This is a genomic window from Variovorax sp. Soil_C_26 (assembly GCF_057657075.1).
The window spans coordinates 386,857-412,475 of the sequence record NZ_JBDGJC010000004.1; the positions used below are offsets into that span (position 1 = coordinate 386,857).

The 25,619-nt window shown below is 67.5% G+C and carries 22 protein-coding genes and 1 pseudogene; 11 read left to right on the plus strand and 12 right to left on the minus strand.

What is annotated here, in order from left to right:
• The first annotated feature begins 55 nt into the window (after window positions 1–55).
• From AC3A6G_RS14540 to AC3A6G_RS14550, 3 genes are read left to right on the plus strand one after another with little or no spacing between them, the layout of a single operon-like run.
• A complete protein-coding gene (locus tag AC3A6G_RS14540) occupies window positions 56–1,093 on the plus strand; it encodes a Gfo/Idh/MocA family protein (protein ID WP_487860204.1) in 1,038 nt (345 codons plus the stop codon).
• The gene (locus AC3A6G_RS14545) at window positions 1,090–2,130 is read left to right on the plus strand and encodes a Gfo/Idh/MocA family protein (protein WP_487860203.1); all 1,041 of its coding nucleotides are present in this window, start codon (window positions 1,090–1,092) and stop codon (window positions 2,128–2,130) included. Before AC3A6G_RS14540 ends, AC3A6G_RS14545 begins: the two co-directional genes overlap by 4 nt.
• Window positions 2,127–3,098: a Bug family tripartite tricarboxylate transporter substrate binding protein gene (locus AC3A6G_RS14550; RefSeq protein ID WP_487860202.1), complete on the plus strand. Its 972-nt coding sequence runs from the start codon at window positions 2,127–2,129 to the stop codon at window positions 3,096–3,098. Before AC3A6G_RS14545 ends, AC3A6G_RS14550 begins: the two co-directional genes overlap by 4 nt.
• Before the next feature lie 76 nt (window positions 3,099–3,174).
• Here AC3A6G_RS14550 and AC3A6G_RS14555 read toward each other — a convergent pair whose 3' ends face one another.
• Both AC3A6G_RS14555 and AC3A6G_RS14560 read right to left on the minus strand, forming a co-directional pair.
• Window positions 3,175–5,319, minus strand: a complete 2,145-nt coding sequence (locus AC3A6G_RS14555) for an amylo-alpha-1,6-glucosidase (protein ID WP_487864942.1) — start codon at window positions 5,317–5,319, stop codon at window positions 3,175–3,177.
• A 2-nt stretch (window positions 5,320–5,321) separates the two neighbouring features.
• Window positions 5,322–6,392 carry a glycosyltransferase family 4 protein gene (locus AC3A6G_RS14560; protein ID WP_487860602.1) on the minus strand — a complete coding sequence of 357 codons (1,071 nt, stop codon included), beginning with the start codon at window positions 6,390–6,392 and terminating at the stop codon, window positions 5,322–5,324.
• Window positions 6,393–6,599: 207 nt separating this feature from the next.
• Here AC3A6G_RS14560 and AC3A6G_RS14565 point away from each other — a divergent pair, with 207 nt between their 5' ends.
• The 4 genes from AC3A6G_RS14565 to AC3A6G_RS14580 all read left to right on the plus strand — a co-directional run bounded on the left by AC3A6G_RS14565 (window position 6,600) and on the right by AC3A6G_RS14580 (window position 10,370).
• Window positions 6,600–7,271 (plus strand): diguanylate cyclase, encoded by a 672-nt coding sequence (locus AC3A6G_RS14565; protein WP_487860200.1) that lies wholly within the window; start codon window positions 6,600–6,602, stop codon window positions 7,269–7,271.
• A gap of 173 nt (window positions 7,272–7,444) precedes the next feature.
• On the plus strand, window positions 7,445–7,771 hold the full coding sequence (locus AC3A6G_RS14570; protein WP_487860199.1) for a co-chaperone GroES: 327 nt from the start codon (window positions 7,445–7,447) through the stop codon (window positions 7,769–7,771).
• A 44-nt stretch (window positions 7,772–7,815) separates the two neighbouring features.
• Window positions 7,816–9,444: a chaperonin GroEL gene (gene groL, locus AC3A6G_RS14575; protein WP_487860198.1), complete on the plus strand. Its 1,629-nt coding sequence runs from the start codon at window positions 7,816–7,818 to the stop codon at window positions 9,442–9,444.
• Window positions 9,445–9,566: 122 nt separating this feature from the next.
• Complete coding sequence (locus AC3A6G_RS14580; protein WP_487860197.1) at window positions 9,567–10,370, plus strand: SDR family NAD(P)-dependent oxidoreductase; 804 nt, start codon at window positions 9,567–9,569, stop codon at window positions 10,368–10,370.
• Window positions 10,371–10,386: 16 nt separating this feature from the next.
• Here the strand turns inward: AC3A6G_RS14580 and chrA are convergent, their stop codons facing one another.
• Together chrA and AC3A6G_RS14590 are read right to left on the minus strand one after the other, a co-directional pair.
• Entirely contained in the window at window positions 10,387–11,628 is a 1,242-nt protein-coding gene (chrA, locus tag AC3A6G_RS14585) for a chromate efflux transporter (protein ID WP_487864943.1), read from the minus strand.
• 94 nt (window positions 11,629–11,722) lie between these two features.
• A complete protein-coding gene (locus tag AC3A6G_RS14590; RefSeq protein WP_487860195.1) occupies window positions 11,723–11,920 on the minus strand; it encodes a hypothetical protein in 198 nt (65 codons plus the stop codon).
• 399 nt (window positions 11,921–12,319) lie between these two features.
• On the opposite strand from AC3A6G_RS14590, the gene pabB reads away from it, so the two are divergent.
• Both pabB and AC3A6G_RS14600 read left to right on the plus strand, forming a co-directional pair.
• Window positions 12,320–14,515 (plus strand): aminodeoxychorismate synthase component I, encoded by a 2,196-nt coding sequence (gene pabB, locus AC3A6G_RS14595; RefSeq protein WP_487873931.1) that lies wholly within the window; start codon window positions 12,320–12,322, stop codon window positions 14,513–14,515.
• A 22-nt stretch (window positions 14,516–14,537) separates the two neighbouring features.
• Window positions 14,538–15,380, plus strand: a complete 843-nt coding sequence (locus AC3A6G_RS14600) for a DMT family transporter (protein ID WP_487860193.1) — start codon at window positions 14,538–14,540, stop codon at window positions 15,378–15,380.
• A 190-nt stretch (window positions 15,381–15,570) separates the two neighbouring features.
• Here AC3A6G_RS14600 and AC3A6G_RS14605 read toward each other — a convergent pair whose 3' ends face one another.
• Both AC3A6G_RS14605 and AC3A6G_RS14610 read right to left on the minus strand, forming a co-directional pair.
• Entirely contained in the window at window positions 15,571–16,176 is a 606-nt protein-coding gene (locus AC3A6G_RS14605) for a helix-turn-helix domain-containing protein (RefSeq protein WP_487860192.1), read from the minus strand.
• 145 nt (window positions 16,177–16,321) lie between these two features.
• Window positions 16,322–16,765 carry a chorismate mutase gene (locus tag AC3A6G_RS14610; protein ID WP_487860191.1) on the minus strand — a complete coding sequence of 148 codons (444 nt, stop codon included), beginning with the start codon at window positions 16,763–16,765 and terminating at the stop codon, window positions 16,322–16,324.
• A 387-nt stretch (window positions 16,766–17,152) separates the two neighbouring features.
• On the opposite strand from AC3A6G_RS14610, the gene AC3A6G_RS14615 reads away from it, so the two are divergent.
• Window positions 17,153–17,878, plus strand: coding sequence for an acyl-homoserine-lactone synthase (locus AC3A6G_RS14615; RefSeq protein ID WP_487860190.1), 726 nt, complete (start codon window positions 17,153–17,155; stop codon window positions 17,876–17,878).
• Here AC3A6G_RS14615 and AC3A6G_RS14620 read toward each other — a convergent pair.
• Complete coding sequence (locus AC3A6G_RS14620; RefSeq protein WP_487860189.1) at window positions 17,799–18,506, minus strand: autoinducer binding domain-containing protein; 708 nt, start codon at window positions 18,504–18,506, stop codon at window positions 17,799–17,801. The genes AC3A6G_RS14615 and AC3A6G_RS14620 overlap by 80 nt on opposite strands.
• A 309-nt stretch (window positions 18,507–18,815) precedes the next feature.
• Between AC3A6G_RS14620 and AC3A6G_RS14625 the strand changes: the two genes are divergently transcribed.
• Complete coding sequence (locus AC3A6G_RS14625; protein WP_487860188.1) at window positions 18,816–19,790, plus strand: GlxA family transcriptional regulator; 975 nt, start codon at window positions 18,816–18,818, stop codon at window positions 19,788–19,790.
• 66 nt (window positions 19,791–19,856) lie between these two features.
• Here the strand turns inward: AC3A6G_RS14625 and AC3A6G_RS14630 are convergent, their stop codons facing one another.
• The 5 genes and pseudogenes from AC3A6G_RS14630 to AC3A6G_RS14650 form a co-directional block, all read right to left on the minus strand.
• Window positions 19,857–20,258 carry a DUF6194 family protein gene (locus AC3A6G_RS14630; protein ID WP_487860187.1) on the minus strand — a complete coding sequence of 134 codons (402 nt, stop codon included), beginning with the start codon at window positions 20,256–20,258 and terminating at the stop codon, window positions 19,857–19,859.
• A 333-nt stretch (window positions 20,259–20,591) separates the two neighbouring features.
• Window positions 20,592–21,608: a hypothetical protein gene (locus AC3A6G_RS14635; RefSeq protein WP_487860186.1), complete on the minus strand. Its 1,017-nt coding sequence runs from the start codon at window positions 21,606–21,608 to the stop codon at window positions 20,592–20,594.
• A gap of 275 nt (window positions 21,609–21,883) precedes the next feature.
• A complete protein-coding gene (locus AC3A6G_RS14640) occupies window positions 21,884–23,002 on the minus strand; it encodes a Fic family protein (RefSeq protein ID WP_487860185.1) in 1,119 nt (372 codons plus the stop codon).
• Between the two features lie 871 nt (window positions 23,003–23,873).
• Window positions 23,874–24,416 (minus strand): annotated as a pseudogene (locus AC3A6G_RS14645) (ParB/RepB/Spo0J family partition protein); the annotation flags it as partial.
• A 26-nt stretch (window positions 24,417–24,442) separates the two neighbouring features.
• Window positions 24,443–25,252: a ParA family protein gene (locus AC3A6G_RS14650; protein ID WP_487860184.1), complete on the minus strand. Its 810-nt coding sequence runs from the start codon at window positions 25,250–25,252 to the stop codon at window positions 24,443–24,445.
• Window positions 25,253–25,619 lie beyond the last annotated feature (367 nt).

Consider the following 25,619-nt stretch of genomic DNA (forward strand, 5'->3'; position numbering starts at 1 on the left):
CTCCGATCCAATTTGGAATTGGACAGCGCGGCCGTACGACTCGAGACTCCGCCGCATGATCACGTTCGCAGTTATCGGCATCGACCACCGGCACGTCTTCCACCTCATCGAGGGCCTGCTCCAGGCCGGTGCAACTTGCGCAGGCTACCTGTCCGCTACCTCAGACCCGCGCGTTCTCGACGGCGTGCGCAGGCGCTTTCCTCAGCTCGAAGAATGCGAAAGTGCCGATGAGCTGCTGCAGAACCCGGCCATCGACCTGATCGTCACCGCCGGCGTGCCGTCGGAGCGTGCCCAGATCGCGATCACCGCGATGAAGCATGGCAAAGACGTACTCACCGACAAGCCTGGCGTGGTCAGCGCCGAGCAGTTGGCGCAGGTCGAAGCCACCGTGCGCGACACCGGACGGCTCTACGCGATCTGCTTTTCGGAGCGGATGATCGTGCCCTCGGTCGCGACGGCACAGCGGCTGATTGCAGACGGCGCCATCGGCCGAGTCATCCACACGCTGGGCATGGGCCCGCATCGGCTGAACCAGGGCATCCGCCCCGCGTGGTTCTTCGACAAAGCCAGCAGCGGTGGCATCCTGGCCGACATCGCGTCGCACCAGATCGACCAGTTCCTGGTGCTGACTGGATCGAGCGACGCCGAGGTCAGCTTGGCCAGCGTGGCGCACTTCGGCCGCACGACGACGGCGGACTTCGAGGACTTTGGCGAAGTCGCGCTGGTTTCGCGCGACAACGGCGCGCGAGGCTACGTGCGCGTCGACTGGTTCACGCCCGACGGCATGCCGGCCTGGGGCGATGGCAGGCTCTTCATCACGGGCACCGAAGGCTCGATCGAACTGCGCAAGTACATGGACATCGAGGGCCGCGCCGGGACCGACCATCTCTTTCTGGGCGACCGCACCGGCACCCGCCACATCGACTGCACGAGCGAGCCGATCACCTTCTTCACCAAGCTGGTCGAAGACATCGAGCGCCGTACACAAACCGCCATCCCACATGCACACAGCTTCACGGTGAGCCGGCTGGCGCTCGAGGCGCAAGCCAAAGCCGAAGGCAGAGCCGGCGCACAGGTGGAGAGTGCGCGATGACGCGACTCGGCGTTGGCCTGATCGGCCTTGGTCCGGGCTCGGAACCGCACCTGGCCGCCTTGCGCGAGCTGCAAGATCGCGTCGACCTGCGTTGGGCCTTTTCGCACAGCGACCCGGCGAAGGCCGAAGGCAAGGTGCCCGCCCACACGCGGTTGACCAACGACCTCGCGCAGGTGCTGCAAGATCCCGAGGTGCGGCTCGTGATCGTCTCCACGCCCGCGCACACCCACCTGACCATCGCGGGTCAGGCCCTTGCGGCGGGCAAGCACACCTTGGTCGAGAAGCCGCTGGACGTGAGCCTGGCCAAGGCCGAAGCGCTGGTCCGCCTCGCAGCAGCCACGGACCTGTGCTTCGGCGTGGTGCTGCAGCACCGCTTCCGGCCCGGCGCAATCCGGCTGCGGGAGTTGATCGCGTCATCGGCACTCGGCGTGCTGCAGGCAGGCGTGCTGCAGATCCCCTGGTGGCGCTCGCAGGCCGGCTACTACGACCAGCCCGGGCGCGGCTCGGTCGCACGCGATGGCGGTGGCGTGCTGTTGACGCAGGCCGTGCATGCACTGGACCTGTTCCGCAGCCTGGTCGGTGTGCGCGACGTGATCGCCTCGCAGGTGCGCACGACCGACATCCACCGCATGGAAACCGAAGATTTCGCGGCGGCGCTGCTCACCCTGGGCAACGGCGCACCCGGCGTGCTGATGGCCACGACCGCGATGTACCCGGGGCGGGCCGAGTCGCTCGAACTCATCTTTGCCCGGGCCACAGCATCGCTGGTGGGCGGAACCCTGCGCGTGCAGTACCACGATGGGCGCACCGAGCTCGTCGAAGGCGAGGCCAAGTCGGGCAGCGGCGACTCGATCATGGATTTTTCGCCAGCGGCGCATTTGGCGCTGCACAGGGATTTTCTTGACTCAATCGCCGAAGGCCGGGCCCCCGCCGTCAACGGCGACGAGGCGTTGCTGACGCACCGGCTCATCGACAAGATCATCGTGGCCGCCGCCTTCGAACCCAGTTCCCCCAACCATAAGCAGAGGCAAATATGAAGACATGGACAACGTTGGCACTCGTGTTCGCGACTTTCGCGTGCACCACTGGCGCGGCAACCGCGGCGGACGACTTTCCGAACAAGCCGATCAAGATCGTGGTGCCCTATGCGCCCGGTGGCACCACCGACGTGCTGGCCCGGCTGCTGGGCCAGCGTATGGCAGCTGACCTGGGGCAGGCCGTCGTCATCGACAACCGGCCGGGCGCAGGCGAAGCGATCGGCGCCGGCGTCGCAGCCAAGTCCCCGGCCGACGGCTACACACTGTTGCTGTCGACCATGACGACGCAGGCCATCAATCCCGTCCTGTACCCAAAACTCAGCTTCGACGCATCGAAAGAGCTGACCGCCGTGGGTCGCGTGGCCGACGTGCCCGCCATGATTGCGGCGAACCCTTCTGTGCCGGCCACCAACATGGCCGAGTTCTTGGGCTACCTCAAAGCCAATCCGGGGCGCAACTTCGCGTCCCCCGGCGCGGGCACGCCGAACCATCTGGCGACTGAGCTGTTCAAACGGGCCGCGGGCGTGAACGTCACGCACATTCCTTACAAGGGTGGCGCGCCGGCCGTGCAGGACCTGATGGCGGGGCAAGTGGATTTCATGCTCATCCTCGCACCGGAAGCCATGCCGTACGTGAAGTCCGGAAAGCTGAAGAGCATTGCAATGACGACACTACAGCGCTCGCCCATGTTCCCCGGCTTGCCGACCGTGGCCGAATCGGGCATCAAGGACTTTGAGCTTGTTGTCTGGTACATCCTCCTTGCACCCACCGGCACGCCAAAGGACGTCGTCGCTCGCTTGAACAAGAGCCTGAACACCACGCTGAACGACAGCGCGATGAAGACCAAGCTCGCCGAACTGAGCATTCAGCCGACCGGCGGGACCACGGAAGACGCAACGGCCTTTGCGAACAAGGAGGCGGCGAAATGGAAACGGGTCATCGAGGAGTCGAACATCAAGATCGACTAAGAGCAGGCGCAGTTGCGACGCGTTGAACGGCGAAGGTATCGCCGCGAGCAGCATCATCCGACGGGGTTCGAGTTTCTCAGATCTGCAGGTTCACCTGCACCTTCGGCCCGCCGGCCGACGACTGCGCGACCGTGACCGCGCGCCCGTCGATGCGCTGGAAATGCAGCTCCACGCGCGCATCGCCCACGCGCAAATGCCTCAGATGCAGGTGGTCGATGTCGCTCGGCAGCCGCGGCTGCACGATGTTCACCTGGCCGCGGATGCCGTCGACCTCGAGTCCGAGGCAGGCCTGCAGCAGCATGAACACCGACCCCGCCGCCCAGGCCTGCGGCAGGCACGCCACCGGGTACGCAATCGGCGGATCGCCGGGCTGGCGATCGAAGCCGCAGAACAGTTCGGGCAGCCGCATGCCGAAGTGGGCGGCCGACTCGAACAGGTTGTCGAGGATGCGCACCGCCCCCTCGCGCTCGCCGTAGCGCGCCATGCCGGCCGCGCACAGCGCCACGTCGTGCGGCCACACCGAGCCGTTGTGGTACGACATCGGATTGAAGCGCACGGCCTCGTTGGGCAGCGTGCGGATGCCCCAGCCCGACGCGAAGGCCGGCGAGAGCAACTCGCGGCCGACGGCGCGCGCCCGCTCGCCGGCCGGGAGCCCCGCGAACAGCAGGTGCCCTGCATTGGAGGCTCGCACGCGGCAGGGCTGGTTCGCACCGTCGATGGCGAGCGCATAGAACTGCGGCCCGTCGAGCCAGAAGCGGCGCTCGACGGCTTCGCGCAGGGCCTCGGCACGTTCGCGCCAGCGCGCAACGCCGGGGTCGTCGCGCCACTCGGCAATGAAGGCCATGCCAAGCAAAGCCGAATAGGCATAGCCCTGCACCTCGACCAGCGCGATCGGGCCTTCGGGGGTGCGGCCGTCGGCATGGAAGATCGAATCGTGGCTGTCCTTCCAGCCCTGGTTGACGAGGCCGCTGGCCTCGCCGCGCTGATAGGCGAGCAGGCCGTCGGGATGGCGCGCCATGTTGCGCTCCATCCATTCGCAGGCGGCGCACAGCGCACCCCAGATGCGGTCGATGGTCGCGCGGTCGCCGGTGCGCTGCGCATAGGCGCCGGCCAGCGCCACGAAGAGCGGCGTGGTGTCGACGCCGCCGTAGTACTGGCCGAACGGCAGTTCATCGACCGCGGCCATCTCGCCCTTGCGGGTCTCGTGCATGATCTTGCCGGGCTCGGCATCGCGAAAGCTCGACGTCTGCTGCGCCTGGCGCGCCGCGAGAAACTCGAGCACGCCCTGCGCGAGCCGCGGATCGATCCACAGCGTCTGCAATGCCGTGACGATCGCATCGCGGCCGAAGGGCGTCGAGAACCACGGGATGCCCGCATACGGATAGGGCCCGGTCGGAAGGTCCGTCGTGAGCAGCGCGAGGTCGGCACGCGAGCGGTCGAGCCAAGCCTGGAACAGGCGCCCCGAGGCCTCGAGCCGGGCGCCGCGCCGCTGGCGCGCGCGCATGCGCCAGCGGGCGAGCACCCCGGCCTCCCTGAAGCGCTCGGCGCTCGGCGTGGCGGGTTCTGCGCCCACCTCGACGAACAGCGTCCAGTGGCCATGCGCGGCGAGCGGCACACCGAACTCGGCGCTGCCCGCATCGAGGCGCCGCGGCAGTTGCGAGAAGTCGATGCAGGCACGGCGCAGCACGCCGTCGAGCCCCTGGTAGCGCAGCGCCACGCCCTGCGCGCGCAGTTCGGGCGTGCCGAACTCGCCGCGCCGCGCGCGCTGTTGTCCGCGCACCTCGAACATGTCGCGGAAGTCGGCGCCGAACTGCAACGCGAGCGGCGCCTCGGCCGGTTGGTCGCCGTAGTTGACGAGCCGGATGCGCTCGAACAGCCGCGCGTTCCAGAGAAAGCGCTTGCGCTCGATGTGGATCACGCCCTGCGGCATCGAGGTCGATCCGAGCACCGGCAGCGGCCGGTTGGTGAGATCAGCGGTGAAGAAGACATTGTCGGCGCCCACGCCGCTCGACAGCAGCGACGGCCTCGCGCCGTCGAGCCGCAGCACGAAGCTCGAGAGCATGCGCATGTCGTCGTGGAACAGGCCGTCGACACCACCGCCGACATCGCCGTGCGCATCCATCACGAAGTAGGTGTCGCCCTCCTTGAGCACGAAGGCATGGTGCACGGCGCGCTCGGGCGCGGCTTCGGCCTGTTCGGTGGCAGCCACTTCGGCATTCATCGCTAGGCGGCCTCCTTGTAGAGCCGGTGCTGCGGCGGCAGCACGCCGCCGCCCACGAGCCGCAGGTACTGCTCGACGTAGGCGCTCGCCATCGCGCGGGCCGAGAAGCGTTGCTCGAAGGCCTGGCGCACGCGCCTGCGGTCGAGCCCGCCGATCGCATGCACCGCCTCGACGGCCTCCGCTTCGCTCTCGACGATCCGGCCGCTGATGCGCTCCTCGATCACCTCGGGCACCGAGCCGCAGCGCCAGCCGATCACCGGCGTGCCGCAGGCCATCGCCTCGATCATCACCAGGCCGAAGGGCTCGGGCCAGTCGATCGGGAACAACAGCGCGCGCGCACCGCCGAGGAACGCGGCCTTGTCCGCATCGCCGATCTCGCCGACAAACTCGATCAGCGGATGGTTCAGCAGCGGGCGGATCACCTGCTCGAAATAGCGCGCGTCGGCCGCATCGACCTTGGCCGCGATCTTGATCGGCAGGCCCGCGCGCCTCGCGATCTCGATCGCGCGGTCGGGCCGCTTCTCGGGCGAGATGCGACCGAGGAACGCGAGGTAGCCGGCGGGCTCGGGCGAGAAGGCGTAGGGCGTCTCGTCGAGCCCGTGCGGAATGGTCGCGAGCCAGTTCGCAAACGGCAGCGGCTTGCGCTGGTGCCTCGAGATCGAGACCAGCGGATAGCGGTTCCAGCGCATGTAGGCGCCGGGCAGGTCGGCGATATCGAGGCGACCGTGCAAGGTGGTGAGCGTGCGTTCCGCCATGTCCTCGAAGAACGGGAAATGCAGCAGGTCGACATGGAAATGCAGCACGTCGAACTCGTGCGCACGTCGTCGCACCTCGTGCAGCATGCTCAGGTGGCTGGCCAGATCGGACTTGAGCGGGGCCGGATCGAGCCGCAGGGCCTGGGCACGCATCGGCGCGAGCCTGGCCCGGGTCTCGGTGTCGGCCGAGGCGAACAGCGTCACCTCGTGGCCCTGATCGACCAGGGCATTGGCCAGGTGGGCGACGACCCGTTCGGTGCCGCCGTAGAGCCGCGGCGGCACGGCTTCGTAGAGAGGGGCGATCTGCGCGATCTTCATCGTCAAGACAATCTCCTCGCAAGGGAATGAATGGACAAGAAACAAGGCGGAGAAAGGAGGCGTGCGACGCCACGCGCCGAGCTTCCGGGCGGCTATTTTGCGACGGCCGCGCGGGATTTCAAGAGCCGCTTTTCGGCCGTGCGCCGCTTGCGCGCAGCGCGCGCTTGCCCTAGATTTTTTATGGCAAGTGCAAGGAGGTTTTCTCGAATGAACATTCTCGAAACCGTGGCCGACCAGTCCGATGCGATGGGGCTGCCGCTCTATGCGGTGACCGTCACCGCCGTGGCGCGCGAAGAGGCGCCCGCATTGCTGTCGCTGCACTGGCACGGCTTCTTCCGCCAGACCCCGCTGCGCCTGCCAGGCGTCGAACTGCCGGTGCGTCCGGTGCCGCAGTCGATGGCGCAGGTCGACCTGTCACCGGGGCCGCCGGGCCTGTTCGACGAACTCGAGCGCTCGCTGCTCGAGGCCGCATGGCAACTCGGCGCCTGGGACGTCGAACGCATCGAGCGGCCGGCTTGGTGGCGGCTGGGCGCGCCCGCGACCGAAGTCAGCGACGGCCGGCGCGCGTTCGGCTACTACGACGACGACGGCGCGAACGATTCAAGCAGCAGCAGTGCACATGTGATTGCCGAGGCGCCCGACCGCGAGGCGCTGATGCGCCTGGCCGCGCACCGCGGCTACCTGCGCTGGCTGTTCCGTCCGCGCAAGCACGGCCTCTGGGCTGCCGTGGCAGACGATGACGACGCCACGCTCGACGACAGCGGCGGCCGTCCGCTGCCCTGCCCGGTCATGCCGCAGCCGCCGCATGCCGACGCGGCGTCGCACCGCACCGTCTACCGGCTCGGCCGCGCGGACCGCATCGTGCTCGGCGGTCGCTGAAAAAAATCGTCACAAAAATTTTTGGCGCGCGGGGCCTTGAAGCGCCGCGAAGGCGCCCATAGCTCTCGCGCGCCGGCACTTCGGTGCCGGGGGAACGAACCCATTGCCGCACCGGCCGCACGCCGGCGCGGGGTTCTCTTTTTTGATGACCTGCATCGCTTAGGAGATTGAACATGAAACTTCATCCTCTCTACGACCGGGTGATCGTCAAGCGGATCGAACAGCAGCGCAAGACGGCTTCCGGCATCGTGATTCCCGACTCGGCGGCGGAGAAGCCCGAACAGGGCGAGGTGCTCTCGGTGGGCCAGGGCAAGCTGCTCGCGGACGGCACGCTGCGCCCCCTGCACCTGAAGGCCGGCGACCAGGTGCTGTTCGGCAAGTACGCCGGGCAGACGGTCAAGGTCGACGACGAGGAACTGCTGGTGCTGCGCGAGGACGACGTCCTTGCCGTCGTCGAGAGCAGCAGCAGCGACCGCGGCGGCCTCAAGCGCGTCGCCTGACATCCCGAAAAACCTATCGTTGTGACACGAGGAGTGATGAACACATGACTGCCAAGGACGTCCGATTCCATGACAACGCCCGCCAGCGCATCGTCGCGGGCGTGAACATCCTGGCCGACGCGGTGAAGGTGACGCTCGGCCCGAAGGGTCGCAATGTGCTGCTCGAGCGCAGCTTCGGCGCGCCGACCATCACCAAGGACGGCGTGTCGGTGGCCAAGGAGATCGAACTCGCCGACAAGTTCGAGAACATGGGCGCGCAGATCGTGAAGCAGGTGGCCTCGAAAACGGCCGACGTGGCCGGCGACGGCACCACCACTGCCACCGTGCTCGCACAGGCCATCGTGCAGGAGGGCATGAAGCACGTGGCCTCGGGCATGAACCCGATGGACCTCAAGCGCGGCATCGACAAGGCCACGGCCGCCGTGTTGGAGGAACTGCGCAAGCTCTCCAAGCCGATCTCCACGGGCCGCGAGATCGCGCAGGTGGCCGCGCTCTCGGCCAATGCCGACGAGGCGATCGGCAAGATCATTGCCGACGCGATGGAGAAGGTCGGCAAGGAAGGCGTGATCACGGTCGAGGACGGCAAGTCGCTCGACAACGAGCTCGACGTGGTCGAGGGCATGCAGTTCGACCGCGGCTACATCAGCCCTTACTTCATCAACGACCCCGAGAAGCAGGTCGCGCACCTCGACGATCCGCTCGTGCTGCTGCACGACAAGAAGATCTCCAACATCCGCGAACTGCTGCCGGTGCTCGAGGCCGCGGCCAAGGCCGGCAAGCCGCTCCTGATCGTGGCCGAGGAGGTCGAGGGCGAAGCGCTCGCGACGCTGGTGGTCAACTCGATGCGCGGCGTGCTCAAGGTCGCGGCCGTGAAGGCGCCGGGCTTCGGTGACCGCCGCAAGGCGATGCTCGAGGACATCGCGGTGCTCACGGGCGCCACGGTCATCTCGGAAGAGACCGGCAAACAGCTCGACAAGGCCACGCTCGAGGACCTGGGTCGCGCCAAGCGCGTCGAGGTGCACAAGGAGAACACCATCATCATCGACGGCGCGGGCGACCAGGCGCACATCGACGCACGCGTGAAGTCGATCCAGGCGCAGATCGAGCAGGCCACGAGCGACTACGACCGCGAGAAGCTGCAGGAGCGCGTGGCCAAGCTCGCGGGCGGCGTGGCCGTGATCCGCGTCGGCGCCGCAACCGAGGTCGAGATGAAGGAAAAGAAAGACCGCGTCGACGATGCGCTGCATGCCACGCGCGCGGCCGTCGAGGAAGGCATCGTGCCAGGCGGCGGCGTGGCGCTGCTGCGTGCGCGCGCTGCGCTCGCCGAGCTGAAGGGCGCCAACGCCGACCAGGATGCGGGCATCCGCATCGCGCTGCGCGCGCTCGAGGCGCCGCTGCGCGCGATCGTCGCGAACGCCGGCGTCGAACCCTCGGTGGTGGTGGCCAAGGTGCTCGAGGGCAAGGGCAACCACGGCTACGACGCGTCGACCGGCGAGTACGGCGACCTGGTCGCGCTCGGCGTGGTCGACCCGACGAAGGTCACGCGCACCGCGCTGCAGAATGCTGCGTCGATCGCAGGCCTCATCCTCACGACGGACGCGACGGTGGCCGAGCTGCCGAAGCCCGCCGAAAAGGCGCCGGCAATGCCGCCGGGCGGTGGCATGGACTTCTGAGTCCGCTTCGTCGCGTCGCTCTTTTTCTCCAAGGGCCAAGCGGCGTCCCGGCAGGGGCGCCGTTTTTTTTCAGCTTGCCGCCTTCGGCATCCACGTATCCAATCCGCTTTTTGGGAGACGCCATGACAGACACATCGAACGACACCGGCCCGTCCGGCGGCCGGCTGCACGGCAGGACCGCGCTGGTCACCGGCGCGGCACAGGGCATCGGCAAGGCCATTGCGCTGCGGCTGGCGCAGGAAGGCGCCGACATCGTGCTGCACGTGCGCAGCGACGACGACCGCGCGCGCGAAGCGGCGCGAGAGATCGAGGCGCTGGGGCGCGCCTGCGAAGTGGTGGCCGCCGACATGGCCGACACGGCGGCCGTGCGCCAAGTGATGCCGCGCGCACTCGCGCGCTTCGCGGCCGTCGACATTCTCGTCAACAACGCCGGCATCGAGCGGCATGCGAGCTTTCTGGAGGCGAGCGAAGAAGACTACGACGCGGTGCTCGACGTGAACCTCAAGGGCCCGTTCTTCCTGATGCAGGCGTTGGCGAAAGCCCTGGCAGCCGCAGGCCGCCCGGGTCGCGTGATCCACATCAGCTCGGTGCACGAGGAGCTGCCCTTTCCCAACTTCACGGCCTACTGCGCAAGCAAGGGCGGCCTGAAGATGCTGATGCGCAATGCCGCGATCGAACTCGCGCCGCTCGGCATCACGGTGAACAACGTGGCGCCCGGTGCGATCCGCACGCCGATCAATGCGAAGCTGCTCGACGATCCCGCGAAGCTGCAGCGCCTGCTGGGCCAGATTCCGCTCGGGCGCATGGGCGAGCCGGTCGATGTGGCGGGCGCGGTGGCGTTCCTCGCCTCGGACGACGCGCGCTACATCACGGGCAGCAGCATCGTCGTCGATGGCGGACTGCTGTGGAACTACCAGGAGCAGTAGCAGCAGCCTGGGGCCGTCAGCCGAAGAACAGCCACCCGGCGGCCGCCGCAAGCCCCACCACGAGCACCGGCGAGAGGCGCGCATAGACGAGCAGGCCGAAGGCGGCCAGCGCCAGCGCGAAGTCGGCGCGGCCGTGAATGGCGCCGGTCCACACCGGGTCGTAGAGCGCCGACAGCAGGATGCCGACCACGCCCGCATTGACGCCGGCCATGGCCGACTGGACGGACGTGCGCTGGCGCAGCGCATCCCAGAACGGCAAGGCGCCCACGACCATCAGGAAGCCCGGCAGGAAGATCGCCACCAGGAACAGCATTCCGCTGGCCCAGCCCGGAACCGGCCCCTGCATCACGGCCCCGAGGTAGGCCGCGAAGGTGAAGAGCGGGCCAGGCACCGCCTGCGCCGCGCCGTAGCCCGCGAGGAAGTCGGCATTGCTCACCGCACCGGCGGGCACGAGCGTGGACTGCAGCAGCGGCAGCACCACATGCCCGCCGCCGAAGACCAGCGCACCAGCGCGGTAGACGCCGTCGACCAGCGCCCAGAGTGAGGAGCCGCTGGCCGCGGCCAGCAGCGGCAGCCCCACGAGCAGCACGGCGAACAGTGCCAGCGCGACGACGCCGGCGCGCCGCGTCACGCCATAGCCGATGTGGCTCGGCGCCTGCGACTGCGACTGCTTCAACAACCACCAGCCGATCAGGCCGCAGACGAGGATCGCGCCGACCTGGGCGAGCGCCGACGGCAGCAGCAGCGTGAGCAGCGCGGCGAAGATCGCGAGGCCGGCGCGCGGCCGGTCGGGGCACAGCGATTTCGCCATGCCCCAGACCGCCTGCGCGACCACCGCCACGGCCACCACCTTGAGCCCGTGCACGGCACCCGAGGCGGCGACGTTGCCGTAGCGCGAGATGCCGTAAGCGAACGCGATCAACGCAAAGGCCGAAGGCAGCGTGAAACCGGCCCAGGCCATCAGCGCGCCGAGCCACCCGGCGCGCGAGAGGCCGAGCGCCATGCCCACCTGGCTGCTTGCGGGTCCGGGCAGGAACTGGCACAGCGCCACCAGGTCGGAATAGCTGCGGTCGTCGAGCCAGCGGCGCCGCTCGACGAACTCGGTGCGAAAGTAGCCGAGGTGCGCGATCGGCCCGCCGAACGAAGTCAGGCCGAGCCGAAAGAAGGCCCACAGCACTTCGAACGGCCCGCCGGGGCGGCGGGCGGTACGAGCGGGTTCGGGAAGTGAAGAGGAAGAGGTTGGATCGGGGAGTTTCATTGCAGCTGGCACGTTCTTCGCGGGCAGCGCACCCTGCTGTCCGCCCGGCCCTGCGCATTGTGAGCGCGAATCGCCCGTCCCGGTCCCTGCCGGATCAGCCGGGATCCCGGCCGCCGTTTCGCTCTGCCTCTTCCTCGAGCGCACTGCCGCCGGTCGACTCCGACACGTCGATGTCCTCGCTGTCCTCGCGCGTCGGAGATCGCCTCTCGGTCTTTGGGGGCGCGGGTGCCGGCGAATGTGGCTGCGAAGCGGCCCCATCGCTCGGCTGGGTCGAAAGCGGATCGTTGTTCATGTCGCAGCTCCTGATTGCGGCAAGCTACGTCGGTCGGCGATGGGCGCGTGTAGGTCTGCGCCTCGCCGTGGCTGCGCTCCAGGCACGCATACCGCATCTCCCTCGGCCTCGCCTGCGCCTGCGCCTTCGGTTCGGGCTAGCACTTGCCCGGCCCGGTGGTCATCCAGGTCCTCGGATCTGTTCGACGCGTCCGGGCAGTCCGGCGCTGCGATCCGGCTGTCTCGACACTGGACCGAAGCTGCAAGCCGGCGCAAGCGCATCAAAGCGTGCTCCCATGCTGCCGATCTGCCGTGCTCCCCCGTTCTGACGGCCGGGCTGCGCCTCGCACCTATCAACACTGCCAGTTGCCCGGGACCACGCCGCAACGAACCATGTGACGTTTCGGCGGAAGGACCCATCATGCGCACGCTGCTGATCGACAATCACGACTCGTTCACCTACAACCTCTTCCAGTACCTGGCCGCGTGCAGCGGGCAAGTTCCGCTGGTCGTGAAGAACGACCAGATGAGCTGGGACGAAGTCGAACGGCTGGAATTCGACAACATCGTGATCTCGCCGGGTCCGGGACGCCCGCAGCGGCCCGCCGACCTGGGCATCTCCGCGGATGCGCTGCAGCGCTCGTGCAAGCCCGTGCTCGGCGTCTGCCTCGGCCACCAGGCCATTGCCCACCACTGTGGCGCCACGGTCGACCTCGCGGCCCGCCCTATGCACGGGCGACTCGACCGCGTCTCCCATGCCCAACGTGACCTGTTTCGCGGCATTCCCGACCGCTTCGAGGCGGTGCGCTACCACTCGCTCGCCGTCACGCAGCTGCCCGCGTCGCTGCAGCCATTGGCCTGGACCGCGGACGGCACGCTCATGGCGCTGCGCCATATCTCCCGCCCCTGGTGGGGCGTGCAGTTCCACCCGGAGTCGATCTGCACGGAATTCGGTGCCAGGCTGCTGCGGAACTTCCTCGAGCTGAGCGAAGAGTGGTGTGCCGAACTCGCGCGGCGCGAGGCAGTAGGCCATGTCGCGCCCGGTTCGCGCGCCGGCCTGTCACGACCTTTCTCGCTGCACGCGGACTGCATCGACAGTGCGGCGCGCGCGGAAAGCGTGTTCATTGCCGCGTTCTCCCAAAGCGAGACCTCGTTCTGGCTCGACAGCAGCCTGGCCGAGCCAGGACGGGCGCGCTTTTCGTTCATGGGCGATGCGTCGGGACCTCATGCCCAGGTGCTGACCTACTGGACCGCTCCACGCGAACTCCTGATACGCCGGGGAGCCGTCGTGCAGACGCGCAACGAAAGCATCTTCGACTATCTGCGTGACCATCTGCCGAACTCCCCGCCCGTGGGACCGAGTCTGCCATTCGAGTTCGCCGGCGGCTACGTGGGCTTTTTCGGCTACGAGCTCAAACGTGAACTCGAAGGTCAGTACCGGCATGACGCCACGACGCCGGACGCGGTGTGGCTCATGGCCGACCGGTTCCTCGCGTTCGACCATGCCGAGCAGCAGATCTGGATCGTCTGTCTCGACGAAGGCACGCCGTGCGAGGACAACCTCAGGTGGATGCACACCATGCACGAACTGCTCACGCGTGCGTCGCCCGCGGACATGCAGGAGGCCGCTCGGCAGGCGCCGCCGACGGGTGGTGCACAGGGATTGAAGCAGCTTCGGTGGCAGGTGGAACTACCCTCGTACCGCGACCTGATCCTGCGGTGCCAGCACGAGATCCTCCAAGGCGAGACGTACGAGGTCTGCCTGACCAATCAGCTCGTCGGCGAAGGTCGCATCGACTCGCTCGCGGTTTACCGCGTCCTGCGCGCACGCAATCCCGCGCCTTATGCGGCCTACCTGCGCACGGGCGGCTACGTTGTGCTCTGCGCCTCGCCCGAACTCTTCCTGCGCATCGGCAGCGACAGGACGGTCGACTCCAGGCCCATCAAGGGTACCGCGGCGCGCGGCGCGACGCCCGAGGATGACCTCGCCCTCGCCGAGGCGCTTCTCGCCGACGAGAAGACGCGCGCGGAAAACCTGATGATCGTCGACCTGCTGCGCAACAACCTCAACCGCGTCTGCGAGATCAACAGCGTGCACGTGCCCGGCCTGTTCGAAGTGGAGACCTACGCCACGGTCCACCAACTGGTCAGCACGATCAGGGGACGGCTGCACGAAGACCTCGGTGCAGTGGAATGCGTGCGTGCCGTGTTCCCGGGCGGCTCGATGACAGGTGCGCCCAAGGTACGCACGATGAAGATCCTCGATGAGCTGGAGGGCGCCGCGCGCGGCATCTACTCCGGCAGCCTCGGTTATCTTTCGCTCAACGGCACCGCCCAGCTCAACATCGTGATCCGCACGATCGTGGTTGCGAACGGCCTCGTCTCCATCGGCGCGGGCGGCGCGATCGTCGCGATGTCCGATCCGGACGAGGAGGTCGACGAGATCGTCCTCAAGGCCCGCGCGCCCTGGGACGCACTTCGGGAATGCGGCGCCCCGCTGGGGCCGACGCCGGGCACATCCCCACCCGACGAACGCGCGGGGGGTCCGTCGCTCGGTCCGGCCCCTCCGGACGACGCGGAACAGGCCGGAAACGACCCGCCATCCGGCCGTGGCTAGCGCGGCGGCGAACCGCCGGGGCGTGGCCCTCATGCTTGTAGCGATGGCGTGCTACATATCGAACGACACCTTCGTCAAGCTCATCGCCGACCGGCTTCCTCCGGGGCAGATCCTTGCCGTACGTGGCGCATTTGCGAGCGTCCTGGTGATTTCCGCCACTGCCCGCGCGTGGGGCGGCTGGCATCACCTCCTGCAGCCTGTCATGGGCGTGCGGTGCGCGCTGGAGGTGGCGACGGCGCTCGCCTCCGTCGTCGCGCTCTCGCTGGTGCCGCTGGCCGTCGTGACATCGCTCATGATGACCGCACCATTGCTCATTGCCATGGCCGCGATGGCGCTGCGATGGGAGCCATGGCGCAAATGGCGCGTGCTCGCCGCAGGAACCGGTCTTGCGGGAACCCTGCTTGTCGTCAGGCCATCGCTGGAGGTCGACGTTCCGACCGTCGGCATCGTCTGCGCGCTCCTGTGCGCCGTCTCCCTCGCCGCTCGGGACCTTGTGACCCGGCGCATGGCCGCCTCTATCCCCTCGGCGGCGATCGCGAGCGCCACCACGCTGGCGGTCGCGATCGTCGGCGGCCTCATGGGCCTCGGGGAGCACTGGCGCGCGCTGGAACCTCATGAGCTTGCGGCGCTCGCTGCCGCCGCGGCATGCGCCGCAGCAGGCAACTACGCGCTCATTGCAGCCTGCCGTGGCGTGGACCTGTCGATCGTCACGCCATTTCGCTACAGCATCATCGTCTGGGCCGTGCTGCTGGGCTACTTCGTCTGGGGCGAAGTGCCGGACCTGGGCGCGATCGGCGGCATCGTGCTGATCGCGGTGGCAGGCGCCTGTGCGGCATTCTGGAGCCATCATGACCGGGGGAATTGAGCCAGCGGGTACCTGCGGGGCCCCGCTCGTGATCCCTGACCTCGTCGTCCACGACGGAGCCAATCGCCACGAGACACTGCACGCAACCTGAGGCGCGTCGCTTGGCTGCGCGCGCAGCGACACCGCTGCAACCCTCTTGGAGCGACAGTGCAGCGGCACGATCCAGGGGCTTTCCAAAGCCGACGGAAGGTCAGTCGCGCAGCGAGAACACGACACTGAGGTAGGCGACGGGCGGTTCATGGATGGCCTCGATGCCGTGCAGCGCACTCGCCTCGAACAGCAGCGAGTCGCCGCTGCCGAGCTCGACCACCTTGGCGCCATAGCGATAGCTCACTCGCCCCGAAACCATGTACAGGAACTTGAGCCCGGGATGCTGGAAGCTCACGTAAGGCTCGGCCTCCTCTTCGAGACGCACGAGGTACGGTTCGACGAAGAGGTTGCCCGACAGCAGATGCCCGAGCAGCTCGTAGCCGTAGCCGGCGACGGCGCCGATGCGGTCGATCCGAATGCCCGTGCCTGCCGGCACATGGCAGAAGTCGGTGCGGTCGAACTGGTCGGAGAAAAAGCGCGACATCGACACGTCGAGGCCACCCGCGATGCGATCGAGCGTCTCGACCGAAGGCGACACCAGGCCGCGCTCGATGCGAGAAAGCATGGACCGGGAGATGCCGGCGTTCTGCGCGAGTTCGCCGCCAGAGGCACCCGAGGCGATCCGCAGGGCCTTGATCTGTGCGCCGATGCGCGACGCCGGGGCGCTGCGTGCAGGCAGCGCTGGCGCACGAGCGCGTTGAAGCAACGACGCCGGTAGCCTGAGGGGCCGGGCGGTGGGAAAGGGCGATGCCACCTGCTTGCGTGCCATCGGATTCAATGCGTCCCTGCGTCGCTTGGCCTGCGCGAGTGGCGTGCGAAGGTAGCGTGAGCCTTTTGTCGGACCGGCGCCATCAGGCACTCCGCCGCGCGCGGCAGATCTCGTCCTCGAGCCGGCAGCTTTCCGCGATGACGAGGTTGTAGACGGCGCGCACGAAGCCCGGCCGAAGGCCATGCACGGCGGCAAAGGCCGCCGCCCGCAGATGAACGAACCCGATCCTCGCCGGTTGAAGCATCGGGATCGCATGGGCCTTCTTGTGCAATCCGATCCTCGTGCAGATCTCGAGCCGCTGTCGCAGGTTCTCGAGCAGCCGGGCATCGATGGCATCGAGTTCCGACCGCATGTCTTCGAGCCGGCGCTGGGCATCGTCCGGTGCAGTGGTCGAGCCGGAACCGGACGCACCCTTCGGGCGGTCCGGTGGTGAGGTTGCGCACAGAGCAATGTGTGTCATGGTGGTCTTGTTGACAGAGTTTCGAACAGGGCTGCGGGTCGGGCGCCAATGCGCGGCGTGCGTCATGCGGAATCAACTCAACGGTCCGGTATGTGCCCGGTACATGGACGAAAGCGAATGCCGGCGATAGATGATTCATTTCGCCGGCCTTGTCATCAAGGCTTGCATGTGGAACAACAGAGACCCCGATCTGCAGCGGCCTTGCAGGAGGTCTCAAATCATCCATCCTCCTCGGAGGCCGAGGCTGCCGGAGACGCGCGGCAGTGATGCTTGTTCATCTCATGCAATGTGCAGGCGCCGCGGCGTGGCGTGCGTGGATTGATCCGAGCACGGCACGGCATCGGATTCGCCTCCCGTCGCGCCGCGCCGAGCCACGCCGGCACTATGAACATTGGTAGTGCCGGCGCCGCTGTCATCCCGATGTAATGCAGCCTCACGCAGAAAGGGGACGCCATGGACATCATCGCTGGAACGCCCGAGCAATTGCCGTCGGAGTTGCTCTCCGACATGGCCCGCTACCGGTACGAGGTCTTCGTGGAGAAGCTAGGCTGGGACCTGCCGACGCGTGGCCGTCTGGAACTGGACCAGTTCGATCGTCCCGACACCTGGTACCTCATCGCGCGCGACGCGGCGGGGGCCATCGTCGGCACGGCGAGGCTGCTTTCGACGCAGCGCCCCTATCTGCTCGCGTCCGTCTTTCCCGAACTGCTGGGCGGTGCGCCGGCGCCGAACAGTCCCCGCGTATGGGAACTCTCGCGCTTCGCCGCTGTGGACCTCGGCGCAGCCCGTCGAGAAAGCGGTGGTGCCGACGTGCCTTCGACTGCGCTCGCGCTGCTGGCGCGGGCGATGCGCGTCGTCGCCAGGCAGCGCGCACGGCAACTGGTCAGCGTCTCACCGGTCGGAATCGAAAGGATCCTGCGCAGGGCCGGCCTGACTCCGCGACGCGTCGCGCCGCCGCTGCGAATCGGTGACCAGTACCTGATGGCCTGCCTCATCGATGTCGATGCGCGCTGGTGCCCACCGGGCGAGACGATCTGCGCGCCGGCGGCGGCAGCGCAGGCCCGCTCGCGGCGCGCCCCGCTGAGCGCCGCCGCGAGCTTCAAAGTAGGCCCAGGCGCGCCGCGCGCGCCACGGTCGCGTTCTTGTTGTTGGCCCGCAGCTTTGCCATCGCGTTCTTGACATGAAAGTTGACCGTCGCTGTCGAGATGTTGAGGATGGCCGCGATCTCTTCGCTGGTCTTGCCGTCGGCCGTCCAGCGCATCACCTCCCACTGCCGCGCAGTCAACGGCTCCATGTCGGCCAGTGGGCTCCTGCCGAGGTACGGCGAGAGCGCGCAGTGAGCCGTGTTCACCAGCCATCTGAGCAGCGGGTCGTGCGCGCGCATCTCCGACTTTGTCAGCCGGTCGCTCGAGCGCGCGAGCGACAGCATACCGACGCGCCCGTCGGGCTCGAAGACCGACTGAGCCCAGCCGACACGCAAGCCGAACGATCGGGCCTCATCCCACATCTGCGGTGCCTTGCCGAAGAGTTTGTCGCTCCAGACCACCGGCTGGAGGCTGCGCGTTCCATGCACGACGGTGGGGTCCACCTCCACGTAACCCGCATCCATGTAACGCTGGCGCCATCCCTGGTCGTAGTTGCTCAACATCTGGATGTTCAGCCGAGTGAACGGGAACGGCATGCGGATTCCGTAGGCGCAATGCTCGAACCCCAGGTGCCTGGCAGCGATCGTGATCTGCTCGAATGCGCCGTGCGCATCGCTCGCCCTGGTGAGCCGCGCAAGCACCCGTTGCGTCCAATCTTTCATGCGGCGCCTCCGCGCCCGTGGCTTGGCGATGTGCCTTCGCGACGGGGCCGCCATGGCGGGCCCAACGCACGGCCGCAGGACTGGCGTGGAGGTCGGAGCGACGCACTGGGATTCATGGCCACTGATGCCGTTCGACAACTATGATCGGCGCAGTCTAGAAGCTGGCTGCGTGCGCAGCCCACAGATTCACCACGATTTCTGCCAATTGGGAGACTGTCCCGCTCCGACACGGCAACGGCCGATCGAATCGGCCTTCCAGGACACTGCCGGGCCGCGACCGCTCCATGAGGGGAACATTGCCCACCAGTGATGCACACGGTCTCGTTCCTGCTGCTCCCCGGATTTTCGCTGCTGGAAGTCAGCGGCGCACTTGAGGTGCTCAAGATCGCGAACGGCCTCGCCGAGATGACCGCCTGCACAGGCCCCTACCATGTACGGCTGATCAGTACGGAACGCGAAGCGGTGCAGAGCTCGAGCGGCGTTGCCATTGCCGCAGCAGCATTGCCGCGGCACTTGGGCAAACCTCCGCAGACACTTGTCGTCGCCGCCGGTCCCGGCGCAGCAACCGGAACCTTCCAGCGCGAGGCCTGGGCACGCGCTCGCGAATGGCTCGCACGCCATCAGGCACATGTGGAACGGGGGGCCGTCTTCGGGACGGCGGCACTGCAGCTTCTCGCGGAAGCCGTGCGCACGCCCCCGGCCCGGCTTGGCGCGAGGAGCCCCGAGGCCCGCCACACCGGCTCCGCGGCTGCGGACCGCAGCCGCTGGGTCTCTAGCACCTGCGCCACAGGCATCGACGTGGCGCTCTCGTGGATCGAGCAGGACCATGGAAGACGCTGGGCCGAGGCCATCGCGGCGCGGCTGCCTGCGCCGGGCAGCGCGGCCTACGCCCCCTCGGGCTTTCGCAGCATGCTGATCGAGCGGCCTGCGCGCGAGGAGCGCATCGCACAGCTGCACCTGTGGATCACGCTGCATCTGCGCGAGCCGCTCACCGTGAAGCGGCTGGCGGCCCAGGCATTGATGTCCTGGCGCACCTTCGCGCGCTACTACCGGCGCACGACGGGCTTCACGCCGGCGCGTGCCGTCGCGCAGATCCGGCTCGATGCGGCATGCCGCCTGATCGAGTCAAGCACGCGCCCACTCAAGGCCATCGCTGCGCAGTGCGGGTACAGCTCGCACGAGGTGATGCGGCGGGCCTTCGTGCGCAACCTCGGCATGGCGCCGGCCGAGTACCGGCGGCAGCAGGCGCTGGCCCAGGCAAGATATAGACAAGGCGGCGCGTGAGATGCGAATCGAGCGAAGCCACGTAGGTTCGGGCTTTCTTGCCTGTGCCGCGATTGAAGGCTAGTACTAGCGCGTGTCCCTTGCGGCCGCAAGGGCGCGGGCCTTGCTGATCAACGGCTTGACGATGCCGAACGTTTTTTCGCTCGGGTTGATCACGCTGATCCAGTACATCTTCGCGTAGAGCGGATGGGGCATCAGTTCGTCGAGCGCGGTGAAGTCCACACCGGCAGCCTTCGGTGCGCCGAACAGCGCACGAAACGTTTCCTTGTCGATGCCGATGTTGAGGCGAAAGACGCCCGATCGGTTGAGGTTGGAGGCACTGTCGAATTCGTCGTCCCTGGTGACGATGGTCGCGAAGGGGAACCTGTTGTCGGTGCCGTGGAGGAGAAAGGTGTTCTCGTCTGCGACCTGGAAGTGGCCGCCGCCGAGTGACTCGATGATGTATTGCGTGATGTCGTCTTCGCTCATCGGATCGCACGTTCAATCATGGGTTCCATGCCGCGGGCGCGTTCGCCCGCGACGAGGTCGATCGAGCAGAGCGCTGCCGCTGATGCCGCGCGGGAGCCCCGGCTGCCCATCCGAGCGGCATGAAGTCGGTCCGGCGCAGTAGGTCGTTCTGGCAGATGGTCAAGGGCTCGTCGCGATCGCTGGAGAACGCCAGCGCAGCGCCGATTGCCGCGCCCTTGCCCAGAACGCCTAGAACAATATGGCGAGCAGGATGATCACGGGGATCGGAACCCCGAGCAACCAGAGCAGAAGTGAAGGCATGGTGATCTCCTTGTGATTGATCGAACGGCTTCTTCAGAGGTCGCGACGGCGCCCGCCATACGTGGCGGCGAAGCTCGCAACGAAGGCGCCGATGAAGAGCGACACCACCATCCACAGCGAGGCGTACGCCGACGCCTTGCGCGCCGCATCGGCGGCCTGCTTGGCCTTCGCCTGCGCGTCGTCGCGCGCCGCACGGGCCTTGGCGAAGATGTCGTTGACCCGCTTCTCGGCTTCGGGCTGGCTCAGGCCCGTGCGCTGGGCGACGAGCTGGGCTGCGTAGCGCGTGTCTTCCGCGGGCAGCGCGCCATCGCGCATGCCGTTCGCGAAGATGCGGCCGATCTCCGCGTGGGCCGCTGCCGCATCGGGCGGGGGCGGCGGCGCCGTCGTGGCGACGGGCAGCGATGCGGAGGCAGTGCTCGCCTCGTTGGGTGCCGCGGGTACCGGGGGTGCGGCGGATGCGGGGGCCACCGGGGGCACGGAGCCAGCGCCGCGCGGCTCCTGGCGGAACAGCGCATCGATGTGATAGCCCATCGGGCCGGGGCCGCTGCTCGACGCCGCTTGCGATCCACCGGCGCCCGCGCCAGCCACCGTCGCAGCCGCGGCGGCACCGCCTGCAACCGTGGCGCCCGCCTGAGCGCCCGTGCCCAGCATCGAGCCCACCACCGAGCTCAGTAGCCCCGCCGTCAGCAGCGTGGCCACGGCCCATGCAAGGAAACCATGTGCCGTGTCGCGGAAGAAGACCTCGTCCGTGTGGATGCCGGCCCATTTGGTGCGAAGCCGGCCGGCCAGGTAGCCGCCCAGGCCTGAGGCCGCGAGCTGCATGAAGGAAAGCCAGAGGATCGTGGCGATGCCGATGGTCGCCGCGCTGGCGCCCTGGCTCGACCAGGGGCTGATCGACGACATCCCGAGCCCGGTACCGAGCAGCAGGAGGACGAGCGAGAGCGACGCGGCGCCTGCGGCGCCGGCGAAGATCGCGCCCCAGGACACACCGCTCTGAGAGGTCGACGCTTCGACCACGCCGACCGGGGGATTGACGCCGTACTGGGCCATGGCAGCTCCTTTTTTTGTTGAGCTGAGACTTTTTCCCGGGCGTGCGCTGCCATCCGTCGGCATCATCCGCAAGGCTGGGTAGGCAGTGATCCCGAGGGCAGGACCAGCGATCTCTCATAGCGGCATGACCGCCGGCCTCCGATGGAATCAACACCCGACAGCTGGCGCTTGACCTCCGGGCGCTCGCGCACTTTCAGAAGACTGACCGGCGGATGCGCCGCGCCACCGCGCAAGTACTCCTGGCAGTCGGCCTCGCCTCCGACGGTCTCCGTGGCCTAGTGGCCCGCGAGCTCGTAGCCGGTGCTGCGCCCGCCGCCGGGTGATTTCTTCAGCACGCCCAGCTCCAGCAACTGCGTAATATCGCGCAACGCAGTATCCGGCGAGCACTTGGCGATGGCGGCCCACTTGCTGCTGGTGAGTTTGCCCTCGAAACCGTCGAGCAGGCGGTTGAGCAATTTCACCTGCCGTTCGTTCAACGGCACGCCCGCCCAGCGTTGCCAGAAGTGCGCCTTGGCGAGCACGAGATCCAGCGTGATCTGCGCGCTAGCGATGGCGCGTTGCAGCGTGCCGAGGAACCAAGACAGCCAGCCGGTCACGTCGAGCGTGCCCTTCTGCGTACGCTCCAGCACGTCGTAGTAGTCCTTGCGCTCGCGCTGGATCTGCGCCGAGAGGCTGTAGAAGCGCTGCGGGCTGCCGTCGGCGCGGGCGAGGAACAGGTCACCCACTGCGCGCGCGATGCGCCCATTGCCGTCATCGAAGGGATGCAGCGTGACAAACCACAGGTGCGCGAGGCCTGCCTTGATGAGCGCCGGTTCGCCGGCGTCCTCATTCGCCCACAACAGAAATCTCGCGATTTCGCCGGACAGCACAGCGGCGGGCGGCGCCTGGTAGTGAACCTTGCGACGGCCCACCGGGCCAGACACCACCTGCATCGGCCCATCGGCATCGTCGCGCCACCGGCCGATGGAGATTCTGCTCATGCCCGAATACCCAGTCGGAAAGAGCGCCGCATGCCAGCTGAACAGGCGCGCGACGGTCAGCGGTTCGGCACTACGGGAAGTGGCGTCGAGCACCATCTCCACGACACCTTCAACATGCCTGTCCACCGGCGCGACCGCGCCGATGTCTACACCCAAGCGACGCGCGATGGACGAGCGCACGGATTCGACGTCGAGCACCTCGCCTTCAATTTCGCTGGTCTTGACCACGTCTTCGGTCAGCGCGGCAAGGCTGGCTTGCCCGCGCAGCGCCAGTCCCACGTCGGCCAGACGCCCGAGCAGCATGCCCTGGGCGCGGCTGACCTCGGTCAGAGGCTTGGTCAGTGCTGGTAGGTCGTAGCGCCAATCAGGCCAGTCGCCCGCCTCCCAAAGGTAGAGGTTTTCTCCGTAAAACATGCGGAGATTAAACACGGGATTCGCCGTAACCGCAATATTTGCCGCGTTATGTGCGGAGAATGCCGCCGCCAATCACCGCATCGGCATAAGCCGACCTCCGGGTTTTCGACCACGAGCTGCATCGTTCTATTACTCATATCTGCAGGCCGCTCACGAGCACATCGAACAACGCGAGCGAACGGCCACGCCCAGCCTTTCATTGACCAGTCTTATCTCCTTGTAAAACGGACTTGAGGTAGACCCCTCGGAACTCATGAGCTCCTTGATGAAGCGGTACAAGAAGGAGTCGCGGACCAAGACGGCTGCCGGGTAGGACATCTCGGCGTCTCGTGCTCGCCCTCTTTGCTGGGTGGCGGCACCTCCATCCGACCGCCATGGTTCGCGCGGCACTGCAACGTCTTGAGCTCCGCAATCAGCGAGAGCATGTGGACCGTCTTTTCATCATGGCGCGACTGTAAGTGAGCGTCCTTCTAAAAAGAAGGAGAAAGTTCACATATTCGCCAGTTGCATTTGCCGCTTACGGCCGCCGCGACGACTCTTCTTCCGTGGCCCAGCACACGAGCCGCAGTTCCTGGAGCCTCACGCAGTCGCTGGAGCCATCGCCGAAGCGGACTTCCGCCATGTCGTTGTCGCGGGCCTTGAGCCTGAGCGTTCCTCGCCGGCCCTTGTGTTCGACCACCAGCACTGTGCGGCCGCCACTGCTCGCATGAACGGGCCGGATGGGAACGTTGGCGGACGGCATGGACGGCTGAAGCGGCCGACCGCCACTCGTGCGCCCGAGCGCCGCCTCCACCGTGCCGCGCGTGATGGAACCATTGCCCTGGAGCAGTGCTGCGGCCTTCTCCGGGTCGGTCCTTGCTACCAGGGAGAGCTGGTAGATCACGCGCAAATCGGTCCCGAGGCGGCCTGAATCGAAGGCCGAGCGCACCTCCGCAGGCGCCCCGATCAGCGCCGCCGCCTCGGAAATGAAGGACCGCGGCTTGTTCAGCCTGCGCGCGATCTCCGCGCGCGTGTGCCCCTCGCGCTCACGCTCGGCGATGAAGCGCGCGAGGTCGAAGGGCGACATGTTCTCGCGGTGCAGGTTCTCTGCGGCCTGGGCGTATGGATCGATGCGTGCGTCGAGGAACGCGGGGATGGACGTCAGACCCGCGCTGAGCGCGGCGCGCACGCGCCGCTCGCCGCGGTTGACGACGTACCGCCCCGTCGCGCCCTGCGTATGACGCAGCGACACCGGCTCCAGCACGCCGTGCGTGCGGATCGATTCCGCAAGCTCGGCGAGCGTCTGCGTGTCCACCGTGCGCCGCGGCTGTGCCGGATCGAAATCGATCAGCGACAGGGCAACCTGCATCGGCGCGCCTGCGTGCGCCGGCACCGCCTCGGCGAGGAGATCGCCGGCCTTGAACTGCGCGAGCATGCTCAAATCCAGTCCGCCCGCCGTACTCACGGCACACCTCCATCCCCGTGTGCGTGCGCCCGCGTGTCGGGCTCCGTCGCGCACGGGCTTGCGATGCGCTGCCAGAGCAAGTCGAATACCGTGAGCAGCTCGGCGCCGGATTCCCGCGCCGAGCTCTTCGCGAGCTTCCACACCGGAACGCCCTCGGCGAGAGCTTCAGGAATGGCCGAGCGCGTAGAGATCTTCGCCGGCAGCACGAACTCGGTGTAGTTCGATACGAGTTCCTGCAGCGCCGCCTTCTGGCGCACGGAGTGCGGATTGAAGCGGTTGGCCACGATGCCTGCAAGCCGCAGCCGCGGGTTGTAGCGCCGCTGCACGCCGAAGACGGTCTTGAGCATGTCGGTGACGCCGTCGATGCTGTACTCCTCGAGCTCGATCGGACACAGCACGCTGTCGGCCGCAATGAGCGCAGCGCTCATGCGCAGGCCCAGCGCGGGCGGCGTATCGATCACTACCCAATCGAACACATGGTCAAGCACGGCGACGTGCCCGCAGAAGGCGGGGATGACCCCTTCGGGCTCGGACAGCTCGATGTCCGCGAGCGCCTTGCTGCCGCCGAGCAGCGTGATGCCAGAACCTTCCGGCCTCGACCAGGCGAGGGGCTCGGGTGAAAACAGCGCGCGGGCCTCCACGCCGCTCGCGAACCGTCCGAGCGACTTCGAGCTGTTGCACTGGGTGTCGAGGTCGATCAAGCACACCCGCATGGCCTGCCGTTCGGCCAGCCAGTGCGCGTAGAGCACGCTCAGGGTCGACTTGCCGACCCCACCCTTCTGGTTGCTGAAGACGATCACGCCCATCCATGACCTCCGTTCGATCGGTGAAGATTTCCTCCGGTGATGTAGCCGATAGCACGCGAACGAGCCACTCTCAACTTTGATAGTGGCACCCCAGGCCCGCGGTCCTACCATGCCGCCCATCCAAGCATCGAAGACATGCTTGCGGACTCCAGGGCGGCGCGGATCGTCGCTCCTGGCCGGCGCGCGTCGTGTCTTCGTTCAGATTGTTCGTTCGCAGTGCCCATGGCTCCCCGTGGCGCTGCACCGCACTGAATGGAGCATTCGCCATGCAAGCTCGGGAGCTGCACTGCACCGCCAGGCCAGCGAAATCCCTGGGGTGGCTGCCACTGGCAGCCTGCCTGGGCCTCGCCCTTTTCATCGTGCCCGC

Coding starts and splice junctions, on each gene's coding strand:
- AC3A6G_RS14540 (WP_487860204.1), top strand. CDS start 56: ATGATCACGTTCGCAGTTATCGGCATCGACCACCGGCACGTCTTCCAC.
- AC3A6G_RS14545 (WP_487860203.1), top strand. CDS start 1,090: ATGACGCGACTCGGCGTTGGCCTGATCGGCCTTGGTCCGGGCTCGGAA.
- AC3A6G_RS14550 (WP_487860202.1), top strand. CDS start 2,127: ATGAAGACATGGACAACGTTGGCACTCGTGTTCGCGACTTTCGCGTGC.
- AC3A6G_RS14555 (WP_487864942.1), bottom strand. CDS start 5,319: ATGAATGCCGAAGTGGCTGCCACCGAACAGGCCGAAGCCGCGCCCGAG.
- AC3A6G_RS14560 (WP_487860602.1), bottom strand. CDS start 6,392: ATGAAGATCGCGCAGATCGCCCCTCTCTACGAAGCCGTGCCGCCGCGG.
- AC3A6G_RS14565 (WP_487860200.1), top strand. CDS start 6,600: ATGAACATTCTCGAAACCGTGGCCGACCAGTCCGATGCGATGGGGCTG.
- AC3A6G_RS14570 (WP_487860199.1), top strand. CDS start 7,445: ATGAAACTTCATCCTCTCTACGACCGGGTGATCGTCAAGCGGATCGAA.
- groL (WP_487860198.1), top strand. CDS start 7,816: ATGACTGCCAAGGACGTCCGATTCCATGACAACGCCCGCCAGCGCATC.
- AC3A6G_RS14580 (WP_487860197.1), top strand. CDS start 9,567: ATGACAGACACATCGAACGACACCGGCCCGTCCGGCGGCCGGCTGCAC.
- chrA (WP_487864943.1), bottom strand. CDS start 11,628: ATGAAACTCCCCGATCCAACCTCTTCCTCTTCACTTCCCGAACCCGCT.
- AC3A6G_RS14590 (WP_487860195.1), bottom strand. CDS start 11,920: ATGAACAACGATCCGCTTTCGACCCAGCCGAGCGATGGGGCCGCTTCG.
- pabB (WP_487873931.1), top strand. CDS start 12,320: ATGCGCACGCTGCTGATCGACAATCACGACTCGTTCACCTACAACCTC.
- AC3A6G_RS14610 (WP_487860191.1), bottom strand. CDS start 16,765: ATGACGCACGCCGCGCATTGGCGCCCGACCCGCAGCCCTGTTCGAAAC.
- AC3A6G_RS14615 (WP_487860190.1), top strand. CDS start 17,153: ATGGACATCATCGCTGGAACGCCCGAGCAATTGCCGTCGGAGTTGCTC.
- AC3A6G_RS14620 (WP_487860189.1), bottom strand. CDS start 18,506: ATGAAAGATTGGACGCAACGGGTGCTTGCGCGGCTCACCAGGGCGAGC.
- AC3A6G_RS14625 (WP_487860188.1), top strand. CDS start 18,816: ATGCACACGGTCTCGTTCCTGCTGCTCCCCGGATTTTCGCTGCTGGAA.
- AC3A6G_RS14630 (WP_487860187.1), bottom strand. CDS start 20,258: ATGAGCGAAGACGACATCACGCAATACATCATCGAGTCACTCGGCGGC.
- AC3A6G_RS14635 (WP_487860186.1), bottom strand. CDS start 21,608: ATGGCCCAGTACGGCGTCAATCCCCCGGTCGGCGTGGTCGAAGCGTCG.
- AC3A6G_RS14640 (WP_487860185.1), bottom strand. CDS start 23,002: ATGTTTTACGGAGAAAACCTCTACCTTTGGGAGGCGGGCGACTGGCCT.
- AC3A6G_RS14650 (WP_487860184.1), bottom strand. CDS start 25,252: ATGGGCGTGATCGTCTTCAGCAACCAGAAGGGTGGGGTCGGCAAGTCG.